At 60.0% G+C, this 23684-nt stretch carries 39 protein-coding genes; 31 read left to right on the top strand and 8 right to left on the bottom strand.

All coding sequences use genetic code 11. The features are described from left to right. Window positions 1-6: 6 nt before the first annotated feature. The 7 genes from NPS47_RS01155 to NPS47_RS01125 all read right to left on the bottom strand — a co-directional run bounded on the left by NPS47_RS01155 (window position 7) and on the right by NPS47_RS01125 (window position 4341). Window positions 7-1128, bottom strand: coding sequence for a hypothetical protein (locus tag NPS47_RS01155; RefSeq protein ID WP_274293298.1), 1122 nt, complete (start codon window positions 1126-1128; stop codon window positions 7-9). Between the two features lie 157 nt (window positions 1129-1285). Further along, window positions 1286-1507 carry a hypothetical protein gene (locus tag NPS47_RS01150; protein WP_274293297.1) on the bottom strand — a complete coding sequence of 74 codons (222 nt, stop codon included), beginning with the start codon at window positions 1505-1507 and terminating at the stop codon, window positions 1286-1288. After that, window positions 1504-1695, bottom strand: a complete 192-nt coding sequence (locus NPS47_RS01145) for a hypothetical protein (protein WP_274293296.1) — start codon at window positions 1693-1695, stop codon at window positions 1504-1506. The genes NPS47_RS01150 and NPS47_RS01145 overlap by 4 nt, the downstream gene beginning before the upstream one ends. Further along, a complete protein-coding gene (locus NPS47_RS01140; protein ID WP_274293295.1) occupies window positions 1692-2108 on the bottom strand; it encodes a hypothetical protein in 417 nt (138 codons plus the stop codon). The genes NPS47_RS01145 and NPS47_RS01140 overlap by 4 nt, the downstream gene beginning before the upstream one ends. A 20-nt stretch (window positions 2109-2128) precedes the next feature. Then, window positions 2129-2542 carry a hypothetical protein gene (locus NPS47_RS01135; protein ID WP_274293294.1) on the bottom strand — a complete coding sequence of 138 codons (414 nt, stop codon included), beginning with the start codon at window positions 2540-2542 and terminating at the stop codon, window positions 2129-2131. Beyond that, window positions 2539-2859 (bottom strand): hypothetical protein, encoded by a 321-nt coding sequence (locus NPS47_RS01130; RefSeq protein WP_274293293.1) that lies wholly within the window; start codon window positions 2857-2859, stop codon window positions 2539-2541. Before NPS47_RS01130 ends, NPS47_RS01135 begins: the two co-directional genes overlap by 4 nt. An 858-nt stretch (window positions 2860-3717) precedes the next feature. Beyond that, complete coding sequence (locus tag NPS47_RS01125; RefSeq protein ID WP_337993409.1) at window positions 3718-4341, bottom strand: helix-turn-helix transcriptional regulator; 624 nt, start codon at window positions 4339-4341, stop codon at window positions 3718-3720. Between the two features lie 185 nt (window positions 4342-4526). On the opposite strand from NPS47_RS01125, the gene NPS47_RS01120 reads away from it, so the two are divergent. The 18 genes from NPS47_RS01120 (at window position 4527) to NPS47_RS01035 (ending at window position 13449) form a co-directional block, all read left to right on the top strand. After that, complete coding sequence (locus NPS47_RS01120) at window positions 4527-4736, top strand: transcriptional regulator (protein ID WP_274293291.1); 210 nt, start codon at window positions 4527-4529, stop codon at window positions 4734-4736. Between the two features lie 11 nt (window positions 4737-4747). Then, window positions 4748-4948 (top strand): hypothetical protein, encoded by a 201-nt coding sequence (locus NPS47_RS01115; RefSeq protein WP_136477281.1) that lies wholly within the window; start codon window positions 4748-4750, stop codon window positions 4946-4948. A gap of 19 nt (window positions 4949-4967) precedes the next feature. After that, a complete protein-coding gene (locus NPS47_RS01110; RefSeq protein ID WP_274293290.1) occupies window positions 4968-5174 on the top strand; it encodes a hypothetical protein in 207 nt (68 codons plus the stop codon). Window positions 5175-5266: 92 nt separating this feature from the next. After that, entirely contained in the window at window positions 5267-6022 is a 756-nt protein-coding gene (locus NPS47_RS01105) for a phage antirepressor KilAC domain-containing protein (RefSeq protein ID WP_274293289.1), read from the top strand. Then, a complete protein-coding gene (locus tag NPS47_RS01100) occupies window positions 6019-6801 on the top strand; it encodes a DnaT-like ssDNA-binding domain-containing protein (RefSeq protein ID WP_274293288.1) in 783 nt (260 codons plus the stop codon). The genes NPS47_RS01105 and NPS47_RS01100 overlap by 4 nt, the downstream gene beginning before the upstream one ends. Next, complete coding sequence (locus tag NPS47_RS01095) at window positions 6798-7553, top strand: replication protein P (RefSeq protein WP_274293287.1); 756 nt, start codon at window positions 6798-6800, stop codon at window positions 7551-7553. Before NPS47_RS01100 ends, NPS47_RS01095 begins: the two co-directional genes overlap by 4 nt. Beyond that, window positions 7550-8116 carry a hypothetical protein gene (locus NPS47_RS01090; protein ID WP_274293286.1) on the top strand — a complete coding sequence of 189 codons (567 nt, stop codon included), beginning with the start codon at window positions 7550-7552 and terminating at the stop codon, window positions 8114-8116. Before NPS47_RS01095 ends, NPS47_RS01090 begins: the two co-directional genes overlap by 4 nt. Next, entirely contained in the window at window positions 8109-8555 is a 447-nt protein-coding gene (locus tag NPS47_RS01085; protein ID WP_274293285.1) for a recombination protein NinB, read from the top strand. The genes NPS47_RS01090 and NPS47_RS01085 overlap by 8 nt, the downstream gene beginning before the upstream one ends. After that, the gene (locus tag NPS47_RS01080; RefSeq protein WP_274293284.1) at window positions 8552-9145 is read left to right on the top strand and encodes a recombination protein NinG; all 594 of its coding nucleotides are present in this window, start codon (window positions 8552-8554) and stop codon (window positions 9143-9145) included. Before NPS47_RS01085 ends, NPS47_RS01080 begins: the two co-directional genes overlap by 4 nt. After that, window positions 9142-9405 carry a hypothetical protein gene (locus NPS47_RS01075; RefSeq protein WP_274293283.1) on the top strand — a complete coding sequence of 88 codons (264 nt, stop codon included), beginning with the start codon at window positions 9142-9144 and terminating at the stop codon, window positions 9403-9405. Before NPS47_RS01080 ends, NPS47_RS01075 begins: the two co-directional genes overlap by 4 nt. Then, complete coding sequence (locus tag NPS47_RS01070) at window positions 9402-9548, top strand: hypothetical protein (RefSeq protein ID WP_274293282.1); 147 nt, start codon at window positions 9402-9404, stop codon at window positions 9546-9548. Before NPS47_RS01075 ends, NPS47_RS01070 begins: the two co-directional genes overlap by 4 nt. Next, on the top strand, window positions 9545-10090 hold the full coding sequence (locus NPS47_RS01065; RefSeq protein WP_274293281.1) for a hypothetical protein: 546 nt from the start codon (window positions 9545-9547) through the stop codon (window positions 10088-10090). Before NPS47_RS01070 ends, NPS47_RS01065 begins: the two co-directional genes overlap by 4 nt. A 341-nt stretch (window positions 10091-10431) precedes the next feature. Then, window positions 10432-10611: a Com family DNA-binding transcriptional regulator gene (locus NPS47_RS01060; protein ID WP_274293280.1), complete on the top strand. Its 180-nt coding sequence runs from the start codon at window positions 10432-10434 to the stop codon at window positions 10609-10611. A gap of 16 nt (window positions 10612-10627) precedes the next feature. Further along, window positions 10628-11455: a putidacin L1 family lectin-like bacteriocin gene (locus tag NPS47_RS01055; protein WP_274293279.1), complete on the top strand. Its 828-nt coding sequence runs from the start codon at window positions 10628-10630 to the stop codon at window positions 11453-11455. Window positions 11456-12100: 645 nt separating this feature from the next. Next, window positions 12101-12508 carry a hypothetical protein gene (locus tag NPS47_RS01050; RefSeq protein ID WP_274293278.1) on the top strand — a complete coding sequence of 136 codons (408 nt, stop codon included), beginning with the start codon at window positions 12101-12103 and terminating at the stop codon, window positions 12506-12508. A 61-nt stretch (window positions 12509-12569) separates the two neighbouring features. Then, window positions 12570-12800: a DUF7681 family protein gene (locus NPS47_RS01045; RefSeq protein ID WP_198792931.1), complete on the top strand. Its 231-nt coding sequence runs from the start codon at window positions 12570-12572 to the stop codon at window positions 12798-12800. A gap of 8 nt (window positions 12801-12808) precedes the next feature. Next, window positions 12809-13024 (top strand): hypothetical protein, encoded by a 216-nt coding sequence (locus NPS47_RS01040; protein WP_274293277.1) that lies wholly within the window; start codon window positions 12809-12811, stop codon window positions 13022-13024. Beyond that, window positions 13021-13449 (top strand): proteasome subunit beta, encoded by a 429-nt coding sequence (locus NPS47_RS01035; RefSeq protein ID WP_274293276.1) that lies wholly within the window; start codon window positions 13021-13023, stop codon window positions 13447-13449. Before NPS47_RS01040 ends, NPS47_RS01035 begins: the two co-directional genes overlap by 4 nt. A 49-nt stretch (window positions 13450-13498) precedes the next feature. Here NPS47_RS01035 and NPS47_RS01030 read toward each other — a convergent pair whose 3' ends face one another. After that, window positions 13499-13723 (bottom strand): hypothetical protein, encoded by a 225-nt coding sequence (locus tag NPS47_RS01030; RefSeq protein ID WP_274293275.1) that lies wholly within the window; start codon window positions 13721-13723, stop codon window positions 13499-13501. 128 nt (window positions 13724-13851) lie between these two features. Here NPS47_RS01030 and NPS47_RS01025 point away from each other — a divergent pair, with 128 nt between their 5' ends. The 13 genes from NPS47_RS01025 (at window position 13852) to NPS47_RS00965 (ending at window position 23630) form a co-directional block, all read left to right on the top strand. Beyond that, the gene (locus NPS47_RS01025) at window positions 13852-14475 is read left to right on the top strand and encodes a putative metallopeptidase (protein WP_274293274.1); all 624 of its coding nucleotides are present in this window, start codon (window positions 13852-13854) and stop codon (window positions 14473-14475) included. A gap of 32 nt (window positions 14476-14507) precedes the next feature. After that, on the top strand, window positions 14508-14969 hold the full coding sequence (locus tag NPS47_RS01020; protein ID WP_274293273.1) for a DUF2280 domain-containing protein: 462 nt from the start codon (window positions 14508-14510) through the stop codon (window positions 14967-14969). Next, entirely contained in the window at window positions 14956-16230 is a 1275-nt protein-coding gene (locus NPS47_RS01015; RefSeq protein WP_274293272.1) for a terminase large subunit domain-containing protein, read from the top strand. The genes NPS47_RS01020 and NPS47_RS01015 overlap by 14 nt, the downstream gene beginning before the upstream one ends. Before the next feature lie 2 nt (window positions 16231-16232). Next, window positions 16233-17612, top strand: a complete 1380-nt coding sequence (locus NPS47_RS01010) for a DUF4055 domain-containing protein (RefSeq protein WP_274293271.1) — start codon at window positions 16233-16235, stop codon at window positions 17610-17612. Then, window positions 17612-18688 carry a hypothetical protein gene (locus tag NPS47_RS01005; RefSeq protein ID WP_274293270.1) on the top strand — a complete coding sequence of 359 codons (1077 nt, stop codon included), beginning with the start codon at window positions 17612-17614 and terminating at the stop codon, window positions 18686-18688. Before NPS47_RS01010 ends, NPS47_RS01005 begins: the two co-directional genes overlap by 1 nt. A 151-nt stretch (window positions 18689-18839) precedes the next feature. Next, window positions 18840-19580, top strand: a complete 741-nt coding sequence (locus NPS47_RS01000) for a DUF6651 domain-containing protein (protein WP_274293269.1) — start codon at window positions 18840-18842, stop codon at window positions 19578-19580. A gap of 20 nt (window positions 19581-19600) precedes the next feature. Further along, window positions 19601-20554, top strand: a complete 954-nt coding sequence (locus NPS47_RS00995; protein ID WP_274293268.1) for a major capsid protein — start codon at window positions 19601-19603, stop codon at window positions 20552-20554. A gap of 43 nt (window positions 20555-20597) precedes the next feature. Continuing rightward, complete coding sequence (locus NPS47_RS00990; RefSeq protein ID WP_274293267.1) at window positions 20598-21194, top strand: hypothetical protein; 597 nt, start codon at window positions 20598-20600, stop codon at window positions 21192-21194. Beyond that, window positions 21194-21562, top strand: a complete 369-nt coding sequence (locus tag NPS47_RS00985; RefSeq protein ID WP_274293266.1) for a hypothetical protein — start codon at window positions 21194-21196, stop codon at window positions 21560-21562. The genes NPS47_RS00990 and NPS47_RS00985 overlap by 1 nt, the downstream gene beginning before the upstream one ends. Before the next feature lies 1 nt (window position 21563). Next, a complete protein-coding gene (locus tag NPS47_RS00980) occupies window positions 21564-21947 on the top strand; it encodes a hypothetical protein (RefSeq protein ID WP_274293265.1) in 384 nt (127 codons plus the stop codon). A 2-nt stretch (window positions 21948-21949) separates the two neighbouring features. Next, window positions 21950-22627 carry a hypothetical protein gene (locus NPS47_RS00975; RefSeq protein WP_274293264.1) on the top strand — a complete coding sequence of 226 codons (678 nt, stop codon included), beginning with the start codon at window positions 21950-21952 and terminating at the stop codon, window positions 22625-22627. Then, window positions 22624-23046, top strand: a complete 423-nt coding sequence (locus tag NPS47_RS00970; RefSeq protein WP_274293263.1) for a phage tail terminator-like protein — start codon at window positions 22624-22626, stop codon at window positions 23044-23046. The genes NPS47_RS00975 and NPS47_RS00970 overlap by 4 nt, the downstream gene beginning before the upstream one ends. Before the next feature lie 11 nt (window positions 23047-23057). Continuing rightward, on the top strand, window positions 23058-23630 hold the full coding sequence (locus NPS47_RS00965; RefSeq protein WP_274293262.1) for a hypothetical protein: 573 nt from the start codon (window positions 23058-23060) through the stop codon (window positions 23628-23630). Window positions 23631-23684 lie beyond the last annotated feature (54 nt).

Here is a 23684-nt window from a genome sequence, read left to right as displayed (position 1 = left end):
GCGACCTCAGTATGCGATGGTGATGTTGGGGATCTTGCGCAGGGCAATCAGGGTGATCGCCTGTTTGGCGCATTCCTCCGTCATTCCTCTGGCGACGAAAGCCTCCAGGGCGGCGCGGTTGATCTTGGTCTTGTGCGCCTTGTCAGCCTCGCGGGCTTCTTGTTGGCGGAGAATTTCAGTTGCTGCAGCATCGGCGCGGCGGCGTTCGTCCAGGCGGGCCTGCTCGGCAGCCTCTTCGGCACGGCGGGCAGCGGCTTGGCGCTCCTGCTCGACACGCTGCTCGGCTGCAACTCGGTCGGCCTCGGCCTGTACCCTGGCACGTTCTGCCTCCTCGGCCTGAAGCTGCAGCTGCAGGCGTTCGTTCTCGGCGGCCCGCTCTTGTGCCGCGGCCTGGTCTTTCAGGTCCTGCTCGCGCTTGGCGGCTGCGTCACGCTCGGCCTGCTGCTCCTGGGCAACGCGCTGGCGTTCCTGCTCGACGGCAGCTTCCTGTGCCAGGCGCATGCGGTCTTGCTCGGCGCGCTCTTCCGCTTCACGGCGCAGGCGGGCAAGTTCGGCCTGTTCCGCTTCGTACTGCTGGCGGGCGGCCAGAGCCGCGCGCAGCACCTTCAATGAATCGTCTTTGGCACGGGCTGCTTCGGCTTCGAACTCTTCCTGCTGCTTGCCCAGGGCGATAGCCTCGACCTTTTCAATCCGGTCGGCCAGATCCTCAGCGGTGATGCCGTCCAGGTCCTGGGCGTTGAGCTTCAGGTGGGCTATGGCGTTGTTGTGCCTATCAACCCGGGCATCCTCGGCGGCCTGCCACTCGTTCAGCGGGCGGCGCACCTCTTCCTGCCAGGCGTCCAGCGTGTCGCGCATCCGCTTACGCTCGGCGTCGATCTTCTTCGGGATTTCCTTCAGGTCGGCGACCAGGTCCTTGCCAACGTTGTCGAGTGCGGTCTTGGAGCGGGCCACCTTGTAGGCGATAGAAGCGATGGCTTCGCGGCCTTTGCGGGTGCTGATGTCCGGTACAAAGGCGTCGATCTCGTCACGGATTTTCTTGAGGTACGGGTCGAGGCCGTTGGCGATCTGGAACACCTGAAGTGCGGTTTCTTTCGGCGGCACTACGGCCATCTCGGTTTGTGCGGACATACGAATCTCCCGCGCCATCCCTGCGGTGGGCGCTGATGGATGGGTTATTGGGTCAGATGCTCGGCGTATGCGTTTGCGAGCATCCAGGCAGTGCAAAGGAGGAGGGTGAGAAAGCTGCCGCGCCAGAATGCGAAGCGGCGGGCGCGCTGGAATGTGGTCATGCTCTCACCTCATACCCGACAGTCCACTCACCGCAGATGCAGGCCCGGCACTTCCAGGCAGCCGGGTTCTCGATGCTGGCCAGTTCGGCCTCATGCACTGCCGCGGCAAAGGTCGGCCCCTTGAACAGCATCAGGACGCGGTCAGGCGGAAGGCATTGGCTGGATGGAAGTTCGGCTACCTGCTCATCGATCAGGGATGCAACCAGTGCAGTACTCATGCAGCCTCCCTGCGCCCTGCGATGATCGCGTTTAGGCGCTTGCAGTAGTGATTGAACTCGTCGATGGTGATTCGCGTGTCGGCCATCATTTCCGTGAGCTGTTTCTGGATCATCACGGACCAGCTGATCGGCGTTGACGGGTGAGTAAGGGTCTCCAGCTCTTCGTCGATGAGGATGTGCGGGCTCATAGCGCGGATTCCTCTGCATCTGCCTCGACTCCGGCCTCCGCATACTGCTCAAGCATCGACTCGGCGATCTCGTAGAGCTTGCCGCGGCTGTGTTCGCTCTGGCCGACGACTTCCTCGACCATGTTCTTCACGGGGCCGCCTGTTTCCGCTTGAAGCAGAAGCAGGGCCAAGGCATTCAGGTCGTCTTGCTCAGCCTCCTGCAGCGCCCTGAGGTGCTCGGCGACCTTGGCAACGAACTGGTCTTGGCGGATGCCCACCGGAGGGCCAAAGCGCTGGCGCACCAGAACATCAGCACCGCCGACCAACTGCTCGGCCTTGTCTTCAATCCAGGCCTGAACCGCTTCTTGATGCGCTGAGTCGTCTTCAGGCTCGGCGTTGTCGTAGAGCCATTGGGCTTTTCGTAGTGCTGACATGGTCGCCTCCAGGTGGTGGGTCAGTCGATGTATGCGATGTACTTGAAGCGGCCATTGCCGAATTGCTCGAAGCGGCCACCAAAGGTCCCGCGAACCTCCCGCTCAACTTCATCACGGCTCATGTGCTGCGGGTACACGCCTTCCTTGATCATCGAGAAGTGGGTGTGAGGCACAAAGAGCCAGTCCACCTTGGTTGGATCTAGCGGGCGCGGCTCGGGCGGCTGCCACGGCTTGCCCTTATATGGCTCGGGCGGCGGCGGTGGGTCTTCCGACTCTTCCCATCCGCAGGTTTCGCAGTAGCCGCGCGGTGCAGTACAGGCGCCACAAGGTGGAGAGATGTGGCAACTGCAGTTCACAACCCTATGAGATTCGACGACACCCTCGCAGCCGTCACGGCCGCAGGTATCGCCCTCGCAGTATCCGATTTCACTCATGGCTTCACCCTGGCGGCGAGCATGGCGTCGGCAATGCGGTATGCGTGCTCAGCTATTTCCGATTCCGCCAAGCCCCATGTGTCGTTATGGGCGCAGATACCTTGCATGGCGTTTGCTGCGAAGTAATCGCGGGTGGTGATGCCGTGCGACGGCCCGTGCCCGGCGTACTCGCTTGCGGCGACGGGGAATGCTGGCTGCTTGCCGTCTTCGGCAGGCTGGCAGTCGTAGCAGATACCGCCGCGCTGCTCCTGCTCATCGATGTAGCTTTCGCAACGCAGGCAGCGGCCTACGCCAGATGGTTCTGGTGGCTGGTACATGGTTGATCCTCTGGACCGCATTGGCCAGGAGCCAGGCGCGGGTGACCAAACCCAGCCGTGAAGCTGGCCTGGCGCCTGCCGATGCGGTCGATGTGAAGGGAAGGGGATGCAGGCGCCCGGAGCTGCCCGGGAAGCATCTGGACTGACCCGAGCGGGACCCGGATTCGCCTGCGGTACCGGTTACGCATCCGGCGTCGTTTCCATCGACCGTGTCGGTGCAGGGCCGCCCTATGGGCCTACTGGCTGACGGGGCTGGCGGATACCAGCGCTCTCCGTGACCGATATTCTTTCGTCGGTCAAAGCGCCTGGCTCTGTAGCGGCCAGGTAGGCTGTCGCGCGGCGACGTTGCGTTAAGGCTTCATTGGCGAACCCTCCATTGCTCGCTCACTGGGAAGGCAGTGGCCACCGTTGATTTCCCGTCTGGCCCTGTCGCCAAGGCCAGCCAGTGAAATCTGTTTCTCCGCGCCCGCTTACCAGGTCATTCACTCAGTTCGGTCAACACCTCGTCCGCCGTCGCAGTGGGCTGCGCGTGGGCAGGCTTTCGGGCCTGTCGGATCGCCGGTCGCCGGTAGAGGCAAGTGCGGTTTTGTTCATCGGTTTACTGACCTCCCACCGATGGAGCCGGGAGTGACCTAACCGGCTTGGCCGGGTAGTCGTTCATGGCGCTGGCTGTTAAAGAGCGGCGGCCCTGAGGGCCTCTGCCGGGACTCTGTAGTGCCTCGGCATGGGCTTAGTAAACGCCATGTTTATAAACACGTCAACACCTATTGTTTATTTTTGTTTATTAAAGAGATGGTCTGACCGAATCGTGGGCACAAAAAAGCCCGCTCTGGGCGGGCTTGGGTGACGCTGAGGTGTCTACCAGAGGACTGAGGACCAGAAGACCTTTCCTTTGATGTGAATATTCTGGTCGAGCATCTCCTGCGCTGTGTATTCCTCGTCCGGGTGCTCGTCCCTGTTGAAGCTGCGCATACGGATGCCACCACCCGGGAGGCGATAGAGGAGCTTCACGCGGAGTTGTCCGTCATGGTCGATGGCGTACATCTTTCCATCCACCACTGACGTGCAGCCTTGGTTCACGCCTACTGTGCTCTTATCGGGCAGCACAGGCTCCATGCTGTTCCCGCTGACAGTCACGCACACCGCATCGTCAGGCTGCACTCCTTGACGCCGCAGGGTCAGTTTTCCAAAGCGCAGCTTCTGCTTATGCGACTGCTCAACGACTGTTCGCCCGCTGCCGGCCGACAGCTCCACTTCCTTGAGGAATGGCACGTACACCTCATCATCATCCAGGGGGGTGTCGTCATCCCATACGTCGAAAGACCCAAGCACTTGAGCGTCTGCAGGTGGTGGGGACGGGGGAAGGCTCATCCCTGACGGGTGCGCCTCGCCAGTTGCAAGCCAGTGCTGATCAACCAGCAGTATTCGAGCAGCATCGAAGATCGCTCGGGCCGGCATGCCGCGCTTGAACCAGTTGTTCAAGACCTGAGGTGAGACACCAAGAGACTCGGAGACTCCCTTTGGAGTCAGGCCTTGGTCTCTCATGAATTGTCGCAGGCGGTCGCCTGAATGTTGATTCGTCATAAACACAAAGTTTACCGGGCTTGCACTGTTTATTAAATAAACGTATTGTTGAGTAGTGTTTACTCGCCTAAGGCGGAATGTTTATGAAATCCACACCTCTGGAACGCGCAATCCACACCGCCGGATCAGGGAAAGCCCTGGCAGAGCTGCTGGGCGTTACGCCGATGGCTGTTTCCTATTGGAAGACCAGAGGTGTACCGGCTAAGCAGGCCCTTCCAATTGAAAAGGCCACTGGCGTTTCCCGCCATGAGCTTCGCCCTGACATTTATCCAACCGAAAACGAAGCTGCGTAAGGAGTACCCCGATGTACATGGACCCCAGTCAAAAACGTGCGATCCCTGTGAAGGTTCGTTTCGAGCCTGTCCTGGACCGGATTCTCCGTAAGGCAGCGACAAAAACGCGCATGCAGCACGCCACGTACCTCTACGAAATCATCGAGTGGGCTGTAGCCAACGGCGTTATCGAAGAGCTGATGCAGGACAAGCAAGAAGATATCGCGGGCTGAAGGGCCTATGGAGGCCTAAATGACCGTTGAACTTGAAAAATTGCCGCCTGATACGCGGCGAAAGGTGGAGGGGTTGATGTGCCAGAACGGCTGGAGTTTCAGCCAGGTCATCAACGCGATGATGGAAACCTCAATCGCTAGTGGTGCGCTTTCCGAGGTGGGAAGGAAGAAGGCAAAGGTCCTTCAACTGGTGACCCCAATGAGGGCCTCCGGCAGGGACTCTTAAGGGTAACCAAGAGGGCCTCTGCCAAATGACAGGCACAAAAAAGCCGGGATTGCGCCCCGGCTCTCTGCAATACAAAACTCTGTAGGGGAATTATGCATATGCAGACCCAAAGTGTACAGGCCCTATCAATGGGGGCGCCACAAAATGCGATCCACGATTTCGTGGCGCGCGGAATGAGCAGCTTCGATCTGCTCGACCTGGTCAACGAAGCCAGGATGCAACACGGCGAAAGTGAGGTTCGGCGCGCCGACTTCACTGCGCGCTGCAAGGATGAGCTTGACGGGGAATACTACGAAACTTTCGTAGTAAGGAATTCCCGCGGCCCGGCTTCGGAAGGCCTGATGCTGACCAAGGACCAATGCCTTCTGGTCTCTATGCGCGAGTCGAAGGCAGTTCGTCGGAGCATCCTGGAGAAGCTGAAGAACCTGGACGCCCCTCGAATCATTGCCACCTTGCCGAATTTCTCCAATCCGGTCGCGGCTGCGCGCGCCTGGGCCGACGAGATGGAGCAAAAGCAGATTGCTCAGCAGGCTCTGGCCATCGCTGCGCCGAAAGTTGAGTTCGTCGACAAGTACGTCGAAGCCACAGGCCTGAAAGGCTTCCGCCAGACAGCCAAGCTGCTTCGGGCTAATGAGGCCCGCTTCCGTGAGTTCCTGCTCGACAAAAAGATCATGTACCGCATGGGCGGGGAATGGCAGGCCTACCAGCAGCACATCGACTCCGGACGCTTCGACATCAAGACCGGCACCACTGATGGCGGTCACGCATTCAACCAAACCAAATTTACCCCGAAGGGCGTCACCTGGGTGGCCGGCCTATGGGCTCAGTACAACCTGGAGGCCCAATGATGGCCCGCATCCGCACTGTCAAACCCGAATTCTGGTCGAGCGAGCAAGTCATGTCCTGCCGTCCTCTGGCCAGGCTCCTGTTCATCGGCATCTGGAACTTCTGCGACGACGGCGGCAATCACCCGCTGGCACCTCGAACCATCAAGGCCCTGGTCTTTCCGGGCGACGACATTACTGCCGAGGAGGTGAGCGAACTGCTTGGTGAGCTGGAGGGGGCCAACCTCATCCTCAGCTACTGGGCCGAGGGCAAGAACTACCTCCACGTCTGCGGCTGGAAGCACCAGAAGATCGAGAAAAAGAACTTCAAATACCCTGCGCCTCCATCGGAATTCGACGACGGGTCGGAGAGCGGTCGCCGACAATTCGCCGAAGAGTCGTCGACTGGTAGTCGACCGGTAGACCCCGGAAGGGAAGGGAAGGGAATAGGAGAAGATCAACACAACACTCAACGCGCGGAGCAGGAAAAATCCGTCGACCCAAAGGCACCCTGCGAAATGACCCTTGAGTGGGTACCTGACCAGAAGCTGCTGAAGGCTTATGCGCACCGCATGGGCATCCCTGTTGCCCATTTCACAGATGAAGCCACCGCCACGTTCGTCTGCCACTACTCGGCGTCTGGCCGCGTAGAGAGTCAGGCGTCCTGGGTGAGCCTGCTGGTGAAGTGGGTGAAGCGTGACGAGGCTGCGGGGAGCAATGTTCGCCAGTTCCCGCTGAAGCGCCAGGTCAATGGCCCTGACTTCAACGACACCAGCTGGGCTAACGACCTGGGGGCTTTATGAGCAAGCCAAAGCCACCGCAAAGTGCCAGCCAGCTCATGGCCAAAGCCACCAACCTGCCGCCAGTGATCCCGGTAACTGCCAAGCAGTTGCCGCCCGGCACCGCCGAAGTGGTCAACGCCCTGTTCAAGGAGCTGCAGGCCATCTTCCCGGCGTGGAAACAGGCCTGGCCCGATGACGAAGCCCTCAAGGCCGCCAAGCGTAGCTGGATCAAGGCGTTCATCGCAGCAGAAATTAACCAGCTCGAGCAGATCCGCTATGGCCTTCTGAACTGCCGCCAGTTCGGTGGTGACTTCGCCCCAAGCGTTGGTAAGTTCATCAAGTGGTGCCAGCCGACTCCGGAGATGCTGGGTATCCCATCTCACGATCGGGCATTCCGCGAAGCGCTGGAGAACTCGCACCCGAGCCGGGCCGGTAACCGCATCTGGTCGCATCCAGCAGTGCGCCACGCCGCGTTGCAGTGCGAGCTGCACAACCTCGCTGACCAAGTATCGGAGAAGGCCAGCAGGATCTTCGACCGGGCCTACGACATCACCATCCGGTTGCTGGTACAGGGAAAACCGCTGGAAGACATCGCGATCGGCATCGGGCACGACGGGCAGAAAACCGAGCTGGAGCGGGCAGAAGAGGTTGCCCAGTACCGCCAGGCGCGCCTGCTGGAAATCCAGGGCATACCAACCGTGGGCGGAGCCGCGCGTGCGCAACTGCTGGCCCAGCTCAAGATCAAGCGCGTGCCGCAAGGAGGCAGACCATGAACATCGATAAATCGAAGCTTCAGCCCCTGCTGTGGGCAGTGGTAGGCGCATGGAAGGCGGGTGACCAGGATATTCATTTGCGAACCGACGCGCTGGATGAGTTCCTTGGCGAAAGCACGGTGGAGGAGATCGCCCTTGGTTTGCTGGCGGAGAACGAGCGGCTCGCTGCCAGTTTGAAGCTCAACTTGTGTGACTACCCGGCAATTCATAACGGCGACCTAGACCTGCTGATCGCGTCTATCGAGGGTGCGTCACAAATCGAATTGGCAAAGGCGAATGGCTGCACGCCACCAAACATCAGCCGCAAGGTGCGTCGCGTAAAACAGCGACTTGGTTGGCAAGAGGGTATGGGGGCGGTAGAGATCCGCGCTCGTGCCGAACAGCTACGGGCGCTTGCATCGCGAGGTGCGGTTGTAACTGCGGACTTGATTGTCGAGCGCGACCAGCTCAAGGCCGAGAACGAAAAGATGCGCAGCTTTCTCGCAGAAGTGAGCAGAACATCTGGCGACAATTGGGCTGTCATGGCCGCGCGCAACCTGCTTGAGGATGTCGACCATGGCTGACCTGATGCTTCGCACAGAGCAAGATCGCGCCCGCCTAATCGGCTACCTCACTGGCCTGGACCTGGCCAAGCCGCGCCGCCTGACCATCGTCGAGGTGCGGAACAAGCGCAGCGACGCCCAGAACCGTCTGCTGTGGATGTGGAATGGCCTGATTCAGGAACATCTCCGCGGCTCCTACGGCCAGGCAGCCAGCAGCGAGGAGTGGCACGAGATCTTCGTGGCCAAGCTCTGGCCTGCCGAGGTTCACCCGGTGGAGCTGCCCGACGGCACCCGGTACCGCGTTGGCCGGGCCAAGACCCGCAAGTTCAACACCCAGCAGATGACTCAGTACCTGGAGCTGCTGGACGCTTACTGCGCCGAGAGCCTGCAGCTGCTCCTGCCGCATCCAGAGGACCTGATGATGGCGATTTACGGCGAGCGCCGGGGGAGGGCCTCATGAGGGCTTCGATCAAGGAAGTGAAGCAGAAAACCTGCAAGTCCTGCGGCGGGAAGTTCCGGCCGAGCTTCAACAGCACGCAGGTGGTGTGCAGTCCGAAGTGCGCACTGGCGCATGCCCCGGCGAATCACGACAAAGCCCGGAAGGCCATCGATCAATGCGAGCGCAGCGAGATCAAGGTACGCAAGGAAAAGCTCAAGAGTCGCGGCGATTACATGCGCGAGGCCCAACAAGCCTTCAACGCTTACATCCGCCTGCGCGATCAGCTGGCCGGTCACGCCTGCATCTCAAGTGGTCGCCCGCTGGATTGGAACGGCAACGCGGTAGATGCGGGGCACTATCGCAGCGTTGGTGCCGCGCCGCATCTCCGATTCGATGAGCGCAACGTGCACGCCCAAAGTAAAGAGCAGAACCGGTACCTCTCCGGCAACGCCACGGATTACCGGGTCGGCCTGATCCGTCGCATCGGCCTGGCTGAAGTAGAGGCCCTGGAAAGGGACCAGTCAGTCCGCAAGTACACCATCGAAGACTTGAAGGCCATCAAGGCCGAATACCGGGCAAAGATCAAACAGCTCAAGGAGGCAGCAGCATGAATCAAGTCGTGATGATCACCGGCCCGGCAAGCACAGACAAAAACGGCTGGCTCAAGCCTGCATACCCGTTCGCAGTGAAGGCGCACTTCTTCGAACAGGAGCAGTCCGTTCCTGACGACGATGGCGGCCACTCCTTTGCCTGGCGCTCCCTTTGCGGGGTTGATGCATACAGCAGCCGCCAGGTACCGATGTTTGAGGCTGGCATCTGGACGCGCTGCAAGAAGTGCGAACAACAGATGGCGCGGAGGGCTGCAGCATGACCACAGCATGGGCGTTTTTCATTCTGGCCGCGATGCTGGTGGCATCCGGTGGTGTGTTGGCTTGGGGCGCAACGATTGTCCGCAAGCGCAGTCATGAAGAATTCATTTTGCAGAAGAACAAGCGAGCCGGGGGTAAGCAATGAACTATCAGAACGTGGTTTCCGCAGTTGTCCGGGCCCTGGCCGCCGAGACGATCAACAGTGCGGGTGGGTGCGCCTACGAGCCAAAGGTACAGGCAGCCAAGCAGAAGGGCGCTATCGTGGGCAAGGAGGCCGCATTCCTCTTCGACTGCATGGTGTTCAGTCGCCTGCACAAAAACCTCAGCGCCGAGCACTGGCGGCACCTGGTGGCGAAGTACTCGACACACGTCGACCGCAAGCACGCAGCGATCGAGGAAATCACGCGCACGCATCGCTCGCCTGCACCGCAGCGATTCCGCCACTGCGCCATCCTGACCTGGGCCATGCCCAAGCTGCCGGGCGTGGACGGGAAGCGCAGCACCAGCGTGCTCCCGGCGGCCTGGTACGAGATGGATAACTGGAGCAACGAGCCGCACCCGATCAAGACTCAGGAGCGCTGGAGGCGTGATATTCGCAAGGCTCTTGAGGGCGCGGTCAATGAGGCTTTGACCGAGGCGCAGCACATTCTCGATCATGAAGGCCTTTTGGTGGCAAATGTCGCTTGACTGCGACTGAGCCAATGAGCCAATATGCACCCATCCTGTCATTCCTGCGCGTTTAGGAGTGACCACAAAGAACCCGGCCAAGTGCCGGGTTTTTTATTGCCCGAAGAGGGCCTCAAGAGTCCCGGCCACTGCGCCGGTTTTTTTATGCCCGCAGAAAGCAAAAGCCCCGAACTAGTCGGGGCTTTTCATTTGTACGGCGAGAAAAAGAGAGGGCGACTCCAGAGGGTGCGGAAACACCCAATGGAGACGCCAGATCGCAGAGTAGACCTGCAAGCCAGCCAAGGCCCTCACTGCTCGCGCGAGCGGGGCGGAGCCTAGCAGAAAACCCAAAGGCTTTGCAGATGTTGAAGGAATTTCGTTGCGGTAAATGCAAACGACTACTCGCCCGGGTGGGCGGGTTCACTGAGCTCCAGATCAAATGCTCTCGATGCGGGACATTGAATCATGTGAAGGCCTTGAGTCTCGAGCCATCGCCTCAGAGCGAAGAACGGAGCCAGCTGGCTCCTCAGCCGAGTAACTAAAATTCAAGGTAAACACATGGCACGCACACGCACCCTTTTCCAGAATAGCGGCTCCGCCGTTCTCCCTCCGTACCAAGAGCTGCGGATTGGTCAATATCTGCAGTCGCCAAACGGGCGCTACAGATTGGTACTTCAAGAAGACTCGAACCTAGCTCTCTACGACGGTAATGTCGCTGTCTGGGTTGCCGATGGCAATACACCGTACAGCAGCACGCTGGCTTACAAAGGCAGCGGGCCAACGGCTCTATACGTCCAGTATGGCGCCTTCCTCGATGACCCAACCCGTGGTCGCAAATGGATCACCACTCCTACTGACTTCACTGATAACGATCAGTGGAACCGGGTCCACCTGGTTCTGCAAAATGACGGAAACCTTGTTGAAGTTGACTACCGGCCGCTGTGGAAAAGCAATTCTTCCGCGGCCATGCAGTTGAATAAAAATAACGAAATCATTCCTCCTGGCACGTTCCTCGAACCGGGTCGACTCTACGGTAAGGGTAATGCCCGCCTGGTATTCCAAGGCGACGGCAATCTCGTGCTTTACGGACCAAACAACAGCGTGCTGTGGGCAACCTACACCCAGGGGAAAGGTGCAACGAAGGCGGTCCTGCAGGGTGATGGTAACCTTGTGATTTACAACGACAATGGCAAGGCACTTTGGAATAGCCGGACCGCTCAGCAAGAAGGGGCATTTATCCAGATTCAGGATGATTCCTTCATTATCATGCGGCACAACCCGGTTTGGGCGCGCTTCGGCTACAAGCCTTCGATCAAACCCAAGCACGTGTTTAATTGGAGTAAAGAGGAGTGGCCTACCCGAGACGAGATTGTCACCACTTTCTGACAGGAAGTTGGCGGGTTAAAAACGTTTATATGACCATGCTCCCCCGTGATTACTTAAGTTTTCATGGGGGGCATACATTTGTTCGCGCGAAAATACTGTTCGGTGAATGGTCCGAAGATGACCATTTCTGATCTGGGCGATTATGGATCTCTTGGCCCTGAAGAGGGTGCAAAGTGCGTTTGGTTTGAGAGGGAAAAGCGGAATGAGCATTTATTCGACGTGGCTGTTCTTCAGAAACCAGCCATGCCCAAAGCATTTGTAGTCTGAGTTTGATGTTTTCTGCCCCGCCAAGTGCGGGGCTTTTTTCTGCCTCAAATTTACCTGCAGCCAGAGCAGCCTTAGGGAAGGCCTGGACACTGATAAGCCGGTAGTACAGTGCTACGGAATAACACCGGCAGCCCGCGCACCCATGCCGTGTACGCTTCATGGGTGGCGCGAAATCGGATCGTCGAGACTGGTGCAGTAGGGTGCCAGCGTCGAGATGGTCTTTGGCAGACGGCGGGAAAGACCGCACACCTATTCAGGGCCTCGACATTGATCGGGGCCTTTCTGTTTTCGGCTCCGCCACACCCATTGCTCCGAGCTGGGAGTGCTGCTGGGGCCGGATCTATCCCTGCCACCACCAGGCTCAGGCCGGGAGTGCTTATGAGAGTCACCACTATGTCCGAACCCGGTCCGCTCACTGCTGCTGGTGGGATTGCGCTGTACAAGCTTGGCGCCTTCGGCTTCGTAGCTGTATTGGCTGCCGTCGTCGTCATGGCTATGACCTTGCCTAAGACGGTGCGCGAGTTTGTCGTCGCCATGATCAGTACCACTGTCTCCAGCATCTGCGGTGGCGCCTTCATTGTCCGCTGGCTGGAGATTGGCGACTGGGCCAACGATGACGTGGGGATCATCGCTATCGGCGGCCTGATCTTCGTCTGCGGCCTGCCCGCCTGGGTCTTGGTGCGCGCCTGGTTCAAATGGGCTGAGAAGCGTCGGGACAAGGATCTGGGGGAGATTGCTCAGGACTTGGCTGAGATTCGCCGGAACCTGAATGGCGCGAATCAGTAACTCGCGCCACAAATTTAAGCTGCGCCGCTTCGTGGCGCGAACACCGTCAGAGGAGTGAGCTATGGACAACCAGCACAAGAAGATCACCGGCTACCGCGACCTGAGTCAGAGCGAGATCGACGGCATGAACTCGATCAAGGCTCTGGAGGCGGACGCCGGCGAGCTGTTCAAGCAGATCGGTCAGATCGAGGGCGTGGACCAGCGCACCCTGGCGCTGGCCAAGACCAACCTGCAGCAGGGCTTCATGTGGTTTGTGCGCTCGATTGCCAAGCCTGCTGATCCATTCAGTTGAGGTGAGTGATGAGCATCAAAAAGACGCTTATCCACTTCCATGACATCACGCTGACGTTGTCGGTGGATGACCTGAAGGCTGCATTGGTCGCCAAGTATGGCAATGCTGCGGTGGAGGTGCTGGGTGAGGGAGTGATTCTCCAGAACGCTAGTTATTTCACCTTTTACCCTGACGAAGGTGTGAAGTTCACCTTTGCTCAGCCGCTGGTAGGGCACAACACATGACCACCATTGCCTACAAGGACGGCGTGATCGCCTACGACTCTCGCCAGACCCGTAACAGTGCAATCGTTTCTGATGATGCCCCGAAGTGCCAGGTTGTCGACGGCGTCAGCTTCTTTCTGTCTGGCGCCGTATGCGATGAGAAGGCATTGATCGCCGCCTACTTCGGTACTCCATCAGCAGTTCCTGTGGAGTGCTCAGGCTATGCCGTCGATGACGGAAAGCTGATGTTGGTCGGTCATGACGACAAGACGGGCATCTGGAGGCAGGATCTCGACCCGACCAACCCCGACGCCATTGGCAGCGGCGCTCCATATGCCCTGGCTGCAATGGACATGGGGGCAAGCGCTGAGGATGCGGTGCGTGCCGCGATGAAGCGGGATATCTACACCGGCGGGAAGATCAGGACGATTCGCGTAAGCGGGTAGGTGTGCCGCAGGTGAGTGCGGCACTGTTAATGATCCAGAAGGCGGCTCATCAACCCCGATTAATGATTTCGATCTGCGCGATGATTTCGTCTTTGATCGGGCTGGCCTGTCCTTGGAAGTTAACGGTCCCGTTAGCGAAGACGTTGACAACTAGCCCATCAGGGAAAGTGAATTTGATCGTGCCTATGGCGTTTGGGCCAGTTTTCACAGCTCGAGGATAAGAATTCTCGATATGAGCAATGAGGCGAACTGGATCGCCGCAAGAATGTGCCATTACCTACTCCAGTAAGATTTTTTGGATCAGATAGAATGCGGCACATTGACATCATTGTAATCCCTACCTTTTGCCTATTGTGAGACAGGTTGTTTCAGCTTTGGAGGGCTCTAAGGAGTTAAAGCGTCATGAGCAGGCCGCAACCACCAGCTTCGATCCTAGAGTTATCTGGGTTGTCCGACTTTGGTATCCGTCTGACGCCTGCTCCTGAGGTGTGGGAATGGCTCCAGGCCGAGATCCTTGCCGACACCGGCAGCATCCACAACGAAGACCACGCTCACCTGCTCGACGCCAACATCGGCGTGCTCTGGGCATCCTCTGGATTCGCCAAGCAGGGAAGGGTGGTGCTGGGCCAGGCCGAGCAGGTCATGTTCCGCGCCGGGGGCTGGCAGAAGGCGCGCCAGGAGCAGCAGATGTGGGACTGGTTTGGCGAAGTGCCGGACTACTTGATCACCCTGGCCGCTGACTACTGCGCCCAATGCACCGACGCTGAGTTCTGCGCCCTGGTCGAGCATGAGCTCTACCACATTGCCCAGGCGACCGATCAGTACGGCGCGCCCAAGTTCACCCAAGAAGGTCTCCCCAAGCTACAGATGCGCGGACACGACGTTGAAGAGTTTGTCGGAGTGGTTCGCCGCTATGGAGCAGGGGAAGACGTTCAGCAGCTGATTGACGCTGCAAGCCGGCCGCCTGAGGTGGCCAAGATCAACATTTCGAGGGCCTGCGGAACCTGCCTGCTCAAGTCTGCCTGATCCTTGACAGGACCTTGACGGAATAGACCCATATGGCAGCCCTGAAAGATGAGGTGAAGCGCTTCATTGTGCAGGCGCTTGCCTGCTTCGATACGCCCACTCAAGTAGTCCAGGCCGTCAAGGAAACTTACGGCCTTGAAATCTCCCGTCAGCAATGTGAGCAGTACGATCCGACTAAATACGCTGGCCGTGACCTTGGCGTGAAGTGGAAGGCGGTTTTCGAAGACACCCGCAAGCGTTTTCGCGAGGAGACGGCAGAGATCCCGATTGCGAACCGCGCCTACAGGCTTCGCGCCTTGGGCCGGATAGCAGAGCGCGCCGAGACCATGAAGAACCTGCCGCTTGCCATCCAGGTGCTGGAGCAGGCGGCCAAGGAGGTAGGCGACATCTACGTCAACCGGGCCGCCAAGGTCGACGACTCATTGAATTCAGTGCCACCTAGCTCTGTACGAGTAGAGGTGGTCGACGCGAGGAAGCGGGATGCCGACGCTTAATGTGCCTCAGGCGCGCTTCCTTGCCATGCCTCACAAGTTCCGCGGCTTCGTTGCTGGGTTCGGCTCCGGAAAGACGTGGGTAGGGTGCTCAGGCCTTTGCCAGCACGTCTGGGAGTGGCCGCGCATCAACGCCGGTTACTTCGCTCCGACTTACCCGCAGATTCGGGACATCTTCTTTCCCACGATCGAAGAGGTAGCCTTCGACTGGGGGCTGCGGATCAAGATCAAGGAGTCGGACAAAGAGGTCGACTTCTACAGCGGCGGACAGTACCGCAGCACTGTGATCTGCAGGTCGATGGAGAAGCCCGCGACCATCGTCGGCTTCAAGATTGGTCACGCCCTGGTCGACGAGCTGGACGTAATGGCCAAGCTCAAGGCTGAGCAGGCCTGGCGGAAGATCATCGCGCGGATGCGTTACAAGGTGCATGGGCTGAAGAACGGCGTGGATGTTGCCACGACGCCTGAGGGGTTCAAGTTCACCTACCAGCAGTTCGTGAAGCAGATCAGTGAGAAGCCAGAACTGAAGACGCTTTATGGCCTGGTCCAGGCCAGCACGTACGACAATGAGGCGAACCTGCCGGACGACTACATCTCGTCCCTGGAGGATTCCTATCCGCCGCAGCTGATCAGGGCTTACTTACGTGGCCAGTTCGTCAACCTCACTTCCGGCGCCGTCTACCCCGACTTTGACCGTAGGCTGAATCACAGCAACGAGGTGGAACGGGAGCGGGAGCCACTGCTGATCGGAATGGACTTCAACCGGCTGAAGATGAGTGCCGTGGTGTATGTGCTCAGGGGCGGCTGGCCGATTGCAGTGGCCGAAGTCACCGATGGGCGGGATACGCCATATATGGCCGACCTGCTCAAGCGCCAATACGCGAGCAAGGGCCACCCGATTCAGATATTTCCGGATGCGTCGGGCGCTAACTCCAGCAGCAAGAACGCCAGCGAGTCGGACTTGAGCATCCTCCGGCAGGCGGGTTTCTCCATTCGCGTGAACAGCACGAACCCCGCCATCGCCGACCGAGTGAACGCCGTGAATGCCCTGATCCTCAATGGCCAGGGCGAGCGACGACTGAAGATCAACACGAACAGGTGCCCGCACCTTACCGATGGCCTGGAGCAGCAGGCATACGACAAGAACGGCATGCCGGATAAATCCAGCGGTGTGGACCACCTGAACGATGCAGGCGGCTACCCACTGGCGTTCCTGTTCCCGATTTCCAAACCAATGACGACAACCCAGTCCCTGAGAATGTGACCATGAGCGATAACCCAAGCATCACGCTGCCCGCGGTCGACGCCATGCGCGCCTACTGGGCCGTGATCACGCCGCTCATGGGCGGGACGATGGCCATGCGGGCGGCGGGCAAGGCCCTGTTGCCGCAATACCCAGCCGAGGATGACGACTCCTACAAGGAGCGTCTGCGCCTCTCGACGCTGCTGCCGGCGTATTCTGAGACGGTCGGCAATATGACGTCCCGGGTGTTCGCCGAGCCGTTGCAAGTCGGTGACGATGTGCCAGAGGGCATCCAGGAGATGTGCAAGGACATCGACCTTGCTGGCAACGACCTCAACTCATGGGCTGTGGGTTTCTTCCGCGACGGCCTGAGCCATGGACTGTGTCATGCGTTCGTTGACCATCCGCCAGCTGAGGGCGTCCGCACCCAAGCGGAAGAGCAGGCCGCCGGTGTGCGCCCTTACGTCGTCATGGTCAAGCCCGAGCAGGTTCTGGGCTGGCGCTCCAAGGCCGGCGTGCTCACCATGATCCGCTACATCGAAGTGATCGAGGAGGAGGATGGCGACTTCGGCGCCAAGTGCGTCGACCAGATCCGCGTTCTGGAACCGGGCAAATGGCGGACCTACCGCCGCGCCGAGAAGGGCGGTGGATGGGCGCTGCATGACGAGGGCACCAACAGCCTGACCAGCATCCCATGGGTGACGTTCTACACCGGGCGCACTGGCTTCATGACTGCCAAGCCGCCGTTACTGGAACTGGCCCACCTCAACGTCAAACACTGGCAGAGCCAGAGTGACCAGGACAACATCCTTCATGTAATTCGCGTGCCGATTCTGGTACGCATCGGTGTACAACCGATGTTCAACGATCAGGGGCAGCCGGTGCCGCCAGAGTTCAAGGTCGGCACCGGCTCGCTTACCGATCTACCAGCCACTGGCGACCTCAAGTACGTCGAGCACACTGGCCAAGCAGTCGAGGCCGGCCGCACGGCGCTGCAGGACCTGATCGGCGAAATGCGTATGGCCGGGGCCAAACTGCTGACCCCTGAGAAGGCTGCCACCAAGACCGCCACCCAGGCCGAAGAGGAGGCTGCACAAGAACTTTCGCCGCTGGCGCGCATGGCGAACCACTTCGGCGACTGCCTGGCGCAGCTGCTGCAGTACATGGCCGACTATCGCGGCCTCGGCGAGGGCGGCGCCGTCGAGATGCGCGGCAACTTCGACGTGGACTACATACCGGAGGTGTCGCTTCCGACCCTGGTGTCGATGGCCAACGCTGGCATGATCTCTAAGGAAACGCTATTCACCGAGATGCAGCGCCGCGGTGTGATCAGTGACGAATACGACTGGCCCGAAGAGCTTGAGAAAATCGAGTCCCAAGGCCCTGCACTCGGTGCGCTGTGATGAAGACGGCCAACGAGAGGCTGCTGGATGAGCTGATTGGGCATGAGGTTGATCTTTCCAGGCTGAGCAACGGCCAGGTCAGGGCGATCATCAAGATCCAGAACAGCAGGGACGGCGAGCTGCGGGCTGCGCTCATTGAGGCAATCGACAATCTCGGTGCCGATCTGTCGGCGTCGGCAGTGGATAGGGCGCTGGCTGAAGTGCTTCGCCTCAACCAGGCCGCGTTCATCGAGATCCGCCAGGTGCTGGACCAGGCCAGGGACAGCCTGATCAGCTACGAGCTCGCCTTCCAGCAGGGCGCGCTGCGAGCAGTTCTGTCTGCGGTGGTGCAGGAGGCTTTCCCCATCGCTGCGCCAGCGTTTAGCCGGGTCAAAGCAATAGTCCAAGCCAGGCCATTCCAAGGGCGTCTGCTCAGGGAGTGGATGGCCGGCATCGAGGCGGCCCGCGCCGCTGCCGTTCGCGATACCGTCCGTGCTGGCGTAGTTGAGGGGCGCACGACTGCTGATATCGTCCGCACCGTCATGGGTACCCGGGCACAGAACTACGCCGATGGCATCTTGCAGAAGCCCAGGCGCGAGGTTGAGGCGGTCGTCAGGTCCGCCATATCGCACACCGCTGAAACGGCCAGTGACGCCGCCTACGAGGCCAACAGCGACATCATCAGCCATGTTGAATGGCTCAGCACCCTGGACACGCGCACGTCGAGCGATTGCCGTATTAGGGACCGCCTGCCGTACACCTTGGGCACTTACAAGCCGATCGGGCACAAGATTCCATGGCTGGCCGGGCCCGGGCGGATTCACTTCTGCTGCCGGTCGACCAAGCTACCGATCCTGAAGAGTGCATCCAGGCTTGGGTTCAGCGACAGCGCCACGCGGGCCAGTATGGACGGTCAAGTGCCGCAATCGACCACATACGCGGACTGGTTGTGGCGGCAGCCTGCAGCACGCCAGGACGAGATTCTCGGGCCGACGCGAGCGCAGTTAATGCGCGAGGGTGGTCTGAAGCTGGAAGCCTTCTACAACGACAAAGGCAAGTTCCTGACGCTCGATGAGCTGCGGGAGCGCCTGCTGTAGGCCGCGCCACAAAATATCGAAGCGCCATTTCGTGGCGCGCAATTCAAGAGCCTCGCCCAGTGCGGGGCTTTTTCATGCCTGCGGTTCGGATGGACGGGGCGCCCTGGGGCCGGATGGCTCACCAACTGGCCGGATGGCCCAGAGAGACGAGATGAAACTTAAGACTGTTGAAGTGGACGGCAAGCAATACGCTGAGATCCAGGAAGGCAAACCGGTGTATGTCGAGGACGATGGCAAAGAGGTCGCCTTCGATGCTGTTGGCACCCGTTCTACCATCACCCGGCTGAACGCTGAGGCCAAATCGCACCGCGAACGTGCCGACGGCTTCGAGAAGATCGCGAAAGCGTTCGAAGGCATCGACGATGCCGGTGCAGCCAAGAAAGCCCTGGAAACCGTCGCCAACCTCGACGCCAAGAAGCTGGTGGATGCCGGCGAGATCGAGAAGGTGAAGGGCGAAATCAGCAAGGCTTACCAAACCCAGCTGGACGAAGCCAACGGCAAGGCGCAGACCTTCGAGCAGCAGCTGTATGCCGAGAAGATCGGCGGCAGTTTCGCCCGCTCGCAGTTCATCGCCGAAAAGATGGCAGTGCCGGCGGACATGGTTCAAGCCACCTTCGGCAACAGCTTCAAGATTGAGGAAGGCAGGGTCGTTGCTTACGACGCCCAGGGCCAGAAGATCTTCAGCCGTTCCCGACCTGGTGAGCTGGCCGACTTCAACGAAGCACTGGAAACCCTCGTCTCGCAGTACCCCCATCGCGACCACATCCTCAAGAGTTCCGGTGCCAATGGCGGCGGCGCTCCGAATGGTGGTGGCAACACCCAGACTCCCAAGAAGCTTTCCGACTGCAAATCCGACGCCGAACGTGTGGCGTGGGCGCAGTCGCTGGCTTGATCGATCACTGAGAGGCCCATATGCCATTCGATCTTCAGGTATTCAACAAACAGACCTACGCAGCCATGACCGAAGTCGTGGATCAGCAGGTCAACGCCTTCAACGAGGCATCCGGCGGCACCTTGGTGCTGACTGCCGGCCAGAACCAGGGCGACTTCTCCATGGAGGCGTCGTTCAAGCAGATCGCCGGCCTGGTTCGTCGCCGTAACGCCTACGGCTCAGGCACTGTCGCAGCCAAGCGGCTCGAGCACTTGCTGAACGTATCGGTGAAAGTTGCCGCGGGCACCCCGCCGATCGAGTTCGAGAAGCAGCAGTACACCTGGATCCTCCAGAACCCTGAGTTGGCTGCGATCAAGATCGGCGAGCAGTTGGCTGTCGCCCAAGTGCAGGACCAGTTGAATGCTGGTATCCGGGCCTTGGTTGCCGCCACCTCCGGCAACGCCGCGGTGGTACACGATGGTTCTGCCGCGGCTCCGACCTTCCGTGTGCTGAACAAGGGCGCAGGCAAGTTCGGTGATCGTGCAGGTGCATTGCGGGCTTGGGTGCTGCACTCGACCACTCTGCACTCGCTGTACGACAACGCGCTGACCAACGCCGAGCAGCTGTTCAGCTTCGGCACCGTGAACGTCATGCGTGATGCGTTCGGCCGCCTGTTCGTAGTTACCGACTCCGACGCCCTCGTCAATGCTGGTGAAACCCCGACCTACAACACTCTGGGCCTGGTCGAGGGGGCTGGCATTGTGCAGCCGAACGGCGATTTCCATGCGGTGCTGCAGGACACCGTGGGCGGCGAAAACATCAAGACCACCTACCAGGCCGAGTGGACCTACAACGTCGGCCTGAAGGGCTACGCCTGGGATACCGCTGCTGGCGGCAAGTCCCCAACCGACGCGGCCATCGGCACCTCCGCCAACTGGGACAAGGTGGCCACCTCCAACAAGGACACCGCTGGCGTCCTGGTGAAGACCCTCTAACGAATAAGCGACGCCGGGTTCGCCCGGCGCCGTGGAGGTGATCATGAGCAAGAAGAAAATCCTGTGGTTTATTCCGGGCGCAACTACACCGGACCTGAAGGCCCTGGCTAAGGCGAATGGCCTGACCATCCGTAATCCACTGGCTTTCAGCGAAGGCTCCGGCCTGGAAGATTGCGATGCGGTAACCGGCATGGTCCCGAAGGCCTATGCCAGCGAATTCGACGTGGTTGACGAGCCTGATGGCTGCTCCTGGCAGGCCGGCTCGCTGCGTCACGATGGGCCTACCGTCGCGGAATATGTCGAGGCCGGTTATCAAGCGTCGAACTATCCACCGGCTGGATTTGCGCCGCGCAGCACCCGGGAAGAGATCGCGGCTGCTGTTGCCGCGCAGGCCAGCGTGAATCCCGATGGAAAAATGCTGGTTGCCGACATTCGGGCCGCGCTCACCGAGCTTGGCGTGACGTTTGATCCAAAGGCCGGCAAGCCTGAGCTGGCCGCGCTTCTGGCCTCCAAGCGGGCAGAGGCAGAGAGCGCCGCTGAAGTCGAAAAGGTGCGTGCTGAGCTTGCCGCTAAGGGAATGGAAGTCCCTGAAGGCGCCACCCTGGAAGATCTCCAGAAGCTGCTGGACGAGGCTGCGTAATGACCACCTACATCAACGCCGTGCAGGTGGATGGCCTGTTGGGGGGCAATTGGGCGCCCGAAGAGAAGAAGCCGCGCGCGGTGCTGATGGCCAACACCTGGCTGACCAACCTGGGGCTGCCTTCATTCGACCCGGTGCCGGACGATGTGATCCAGGCTGGTGCCGAGGTCGCCCGGGAAGCCGCCGAGGGCAACATCTTCGCGGCCAAGGAAACCGGGGTGCTGAGCAAGTCGGTCGATGCTGACGGCGTGTCTAGCAACAAGACCTATTCGGCGTCCGCCCGAAAGATCAGCGCCGGGGAGTCGTTCGCCTTGGCGCTGCTGAGCCAATATCTGGGAACCGGCCAGGCCAAGATAGTGAGGGGCTGATATGGGCCTTCGAGACGAGCTGCAGGCCGACATGGCCGAGGCCTTCAACACTGACCTGGCTGATGCCGTGAGTTCGGTAGAAGGCAGCAGGGCGGTGAAAGGGCCCTATGACCCCGAGATCGGTGGCAACCCGGAGACGACTGTCTTCTACGCCGGGCGTGGCGTGTTCGGGCAGTACAAGGCCAGGGAGATCGACGGAGCGCGCATTCTGGCTTCGGACGTTCGCCTCAAGACCCTCCAGAACGAACTTTTCATGCAAGAGGGTGGCGTGGTCACAGTCATCGCCGCGGTACCGGCCATCAACGACCGCATCAGCGGCTACCGCGTGGTCAACGTCAGCCAGGACGCCGCGAAGGCTACTTGGACCATTCAACTGAGGAAGTGACCATGCCACGCGGCTCTCACATGAAGGAGCGGTACGGCGACCTAGATGGCAGTTTCTCAGCTCAGCTCCAACAGTTTGCCGATGCTGCCAAGGAAGCGATTGACCTGACCTTCCGCGAGGTTGTGATCGCGGTAGGGCGCAACCTGATCGTTATGTCGCCTGTCGGTAACCCCGACATCTGGAAGATCAACATCGAGTCGCAGGAGAGGGCTGGGGAGCAGGTGGCGGCGTACAACGCAAAGGCCTCCAGCATCAACGCTGCCATCTCTGCTGACTCGTCGAACTACACCAAGAATGGCAGCCTGAAGCGCGGCATCAAGTACCGCAAACCGCTGTCCAAGCGCGAGCAGCTGGAGAATTACGGCTACGGAGCCGGCGTGCGCAGGGTAGGCCAGGGCTACGTTGGCGGGCGTTTTCGCAGCAACTGGCAGCTGACCATTGGTGCTCCCGCTGCCGGTGAAATCGATGAGATCGAGAGCGCTGGCGAGACGATTGCGAAGATCGTTGCTGGCGCTGGCGATCTGTCCGTTGGCGAGGTCGCCTACATCGTCAACAACCTGCCATATGCCATCCCTCTGGAGTATGGCCACAGTACCCAGGCGCCTGCAGGCATGGTGCGAGTCACCGTCGCGGACTTCCAGCGACTTGTCGAAGACGCCATCAGGACACATCGAGTATGAGCCACGCACGCGCCCGCCAGGCGATTGAGATAAAGCTGGCGGCCTGGGCAGCTGCGCGCCCAATCCGGGTTGCACATATGGAGGAGGGCTTCAAGCCTGCCCCAGGCGAAACCTACCTCCGGGCTTTCCTGCTGCCGGCCAGCACCACGACCCGCTACCTGGCTGCAGAGGCCCTGGAATACCGGGGCATCTACCAGATCAGCATCGTCTGCCCGGCGGGCCAGGCCCTGGCCACTGCCGAGACTCTGGTCGACGAGCTCAGCACATTGTTCCGTGTAAACACCGAGCTCAGCCGCAACGGCTTCGAAGGCCTGATCGTCGAGCCGCTGGAGCAGGGGCCCACCATCACCGAGCCGGCGACCTATACGGTCCCGACCAGCTTCACCTACCAGGGTGTCGCAGACCAACCCACCACTTGAAGGAATGAGCGATGCAGAGCGCCGACTATGTGCCGGGGATATCCGGCTGGAAAATCGAGAAAGGGCTGATCGAGATGAATGGAGGCCCTCACGGCTCGGTTCGCATCGGCGATATCGAGAAGCAACACGAAAGCCCTGCCAGTGAGCAACTGGCCGCTCCCTGGCTCGCCAAACAGGACCTTGGCGAGCCATTCATCGTCGTGGATGGTGTCACGTACATCAATGGGGCGCTGCTCGATCAGGCCGCCACTAAAGTTCGGAGTGCTGACGAGGAGCTCGCAGTCGCACTGGCTGACTGGAAGGTAGGCCCGGCCCAATTCCTGGTTTCGGCTGAACGGTTCGCAGTGAAGATGGCCAGGAACGGCAATGGTGACTATGTCTGCGCCGGGATAGGCCTGGGCTTGAGCGAATTCGAGCAGGCAAAGGCTAAAGGGGCGGACGCGGTGCTCGACTACATCGGTGATGCCATCTGCAATACGCAGCTTGGCCAGGGGCTGAAGTCCCGCACCAACGAGCTATCCGAATTGATTCGTCAGGTCATCCGCCAAGAGCTTCGCCCTGGCGGCCTCCTGCACCGCCGCTGAATCTCCCAGATATCACCTGAAACCCGCCGCGTGCGGGCTTTTTCGTTTCTACCA

This window comes from Pseudomonas putida, assembly GCF_028682475.1.
In the GTDB taxonomy this organism is placed as follows: Bacteria; Pseudomonadota; Gammaproteobacteria; order Pseudomonadales; family Pseudomonadaceae; genus Aquipseudomonas; species Aquipseudomonas putida_AG.
This window is presented reverse-complemented; position numbering and strand designations above follow the sequence as displayed.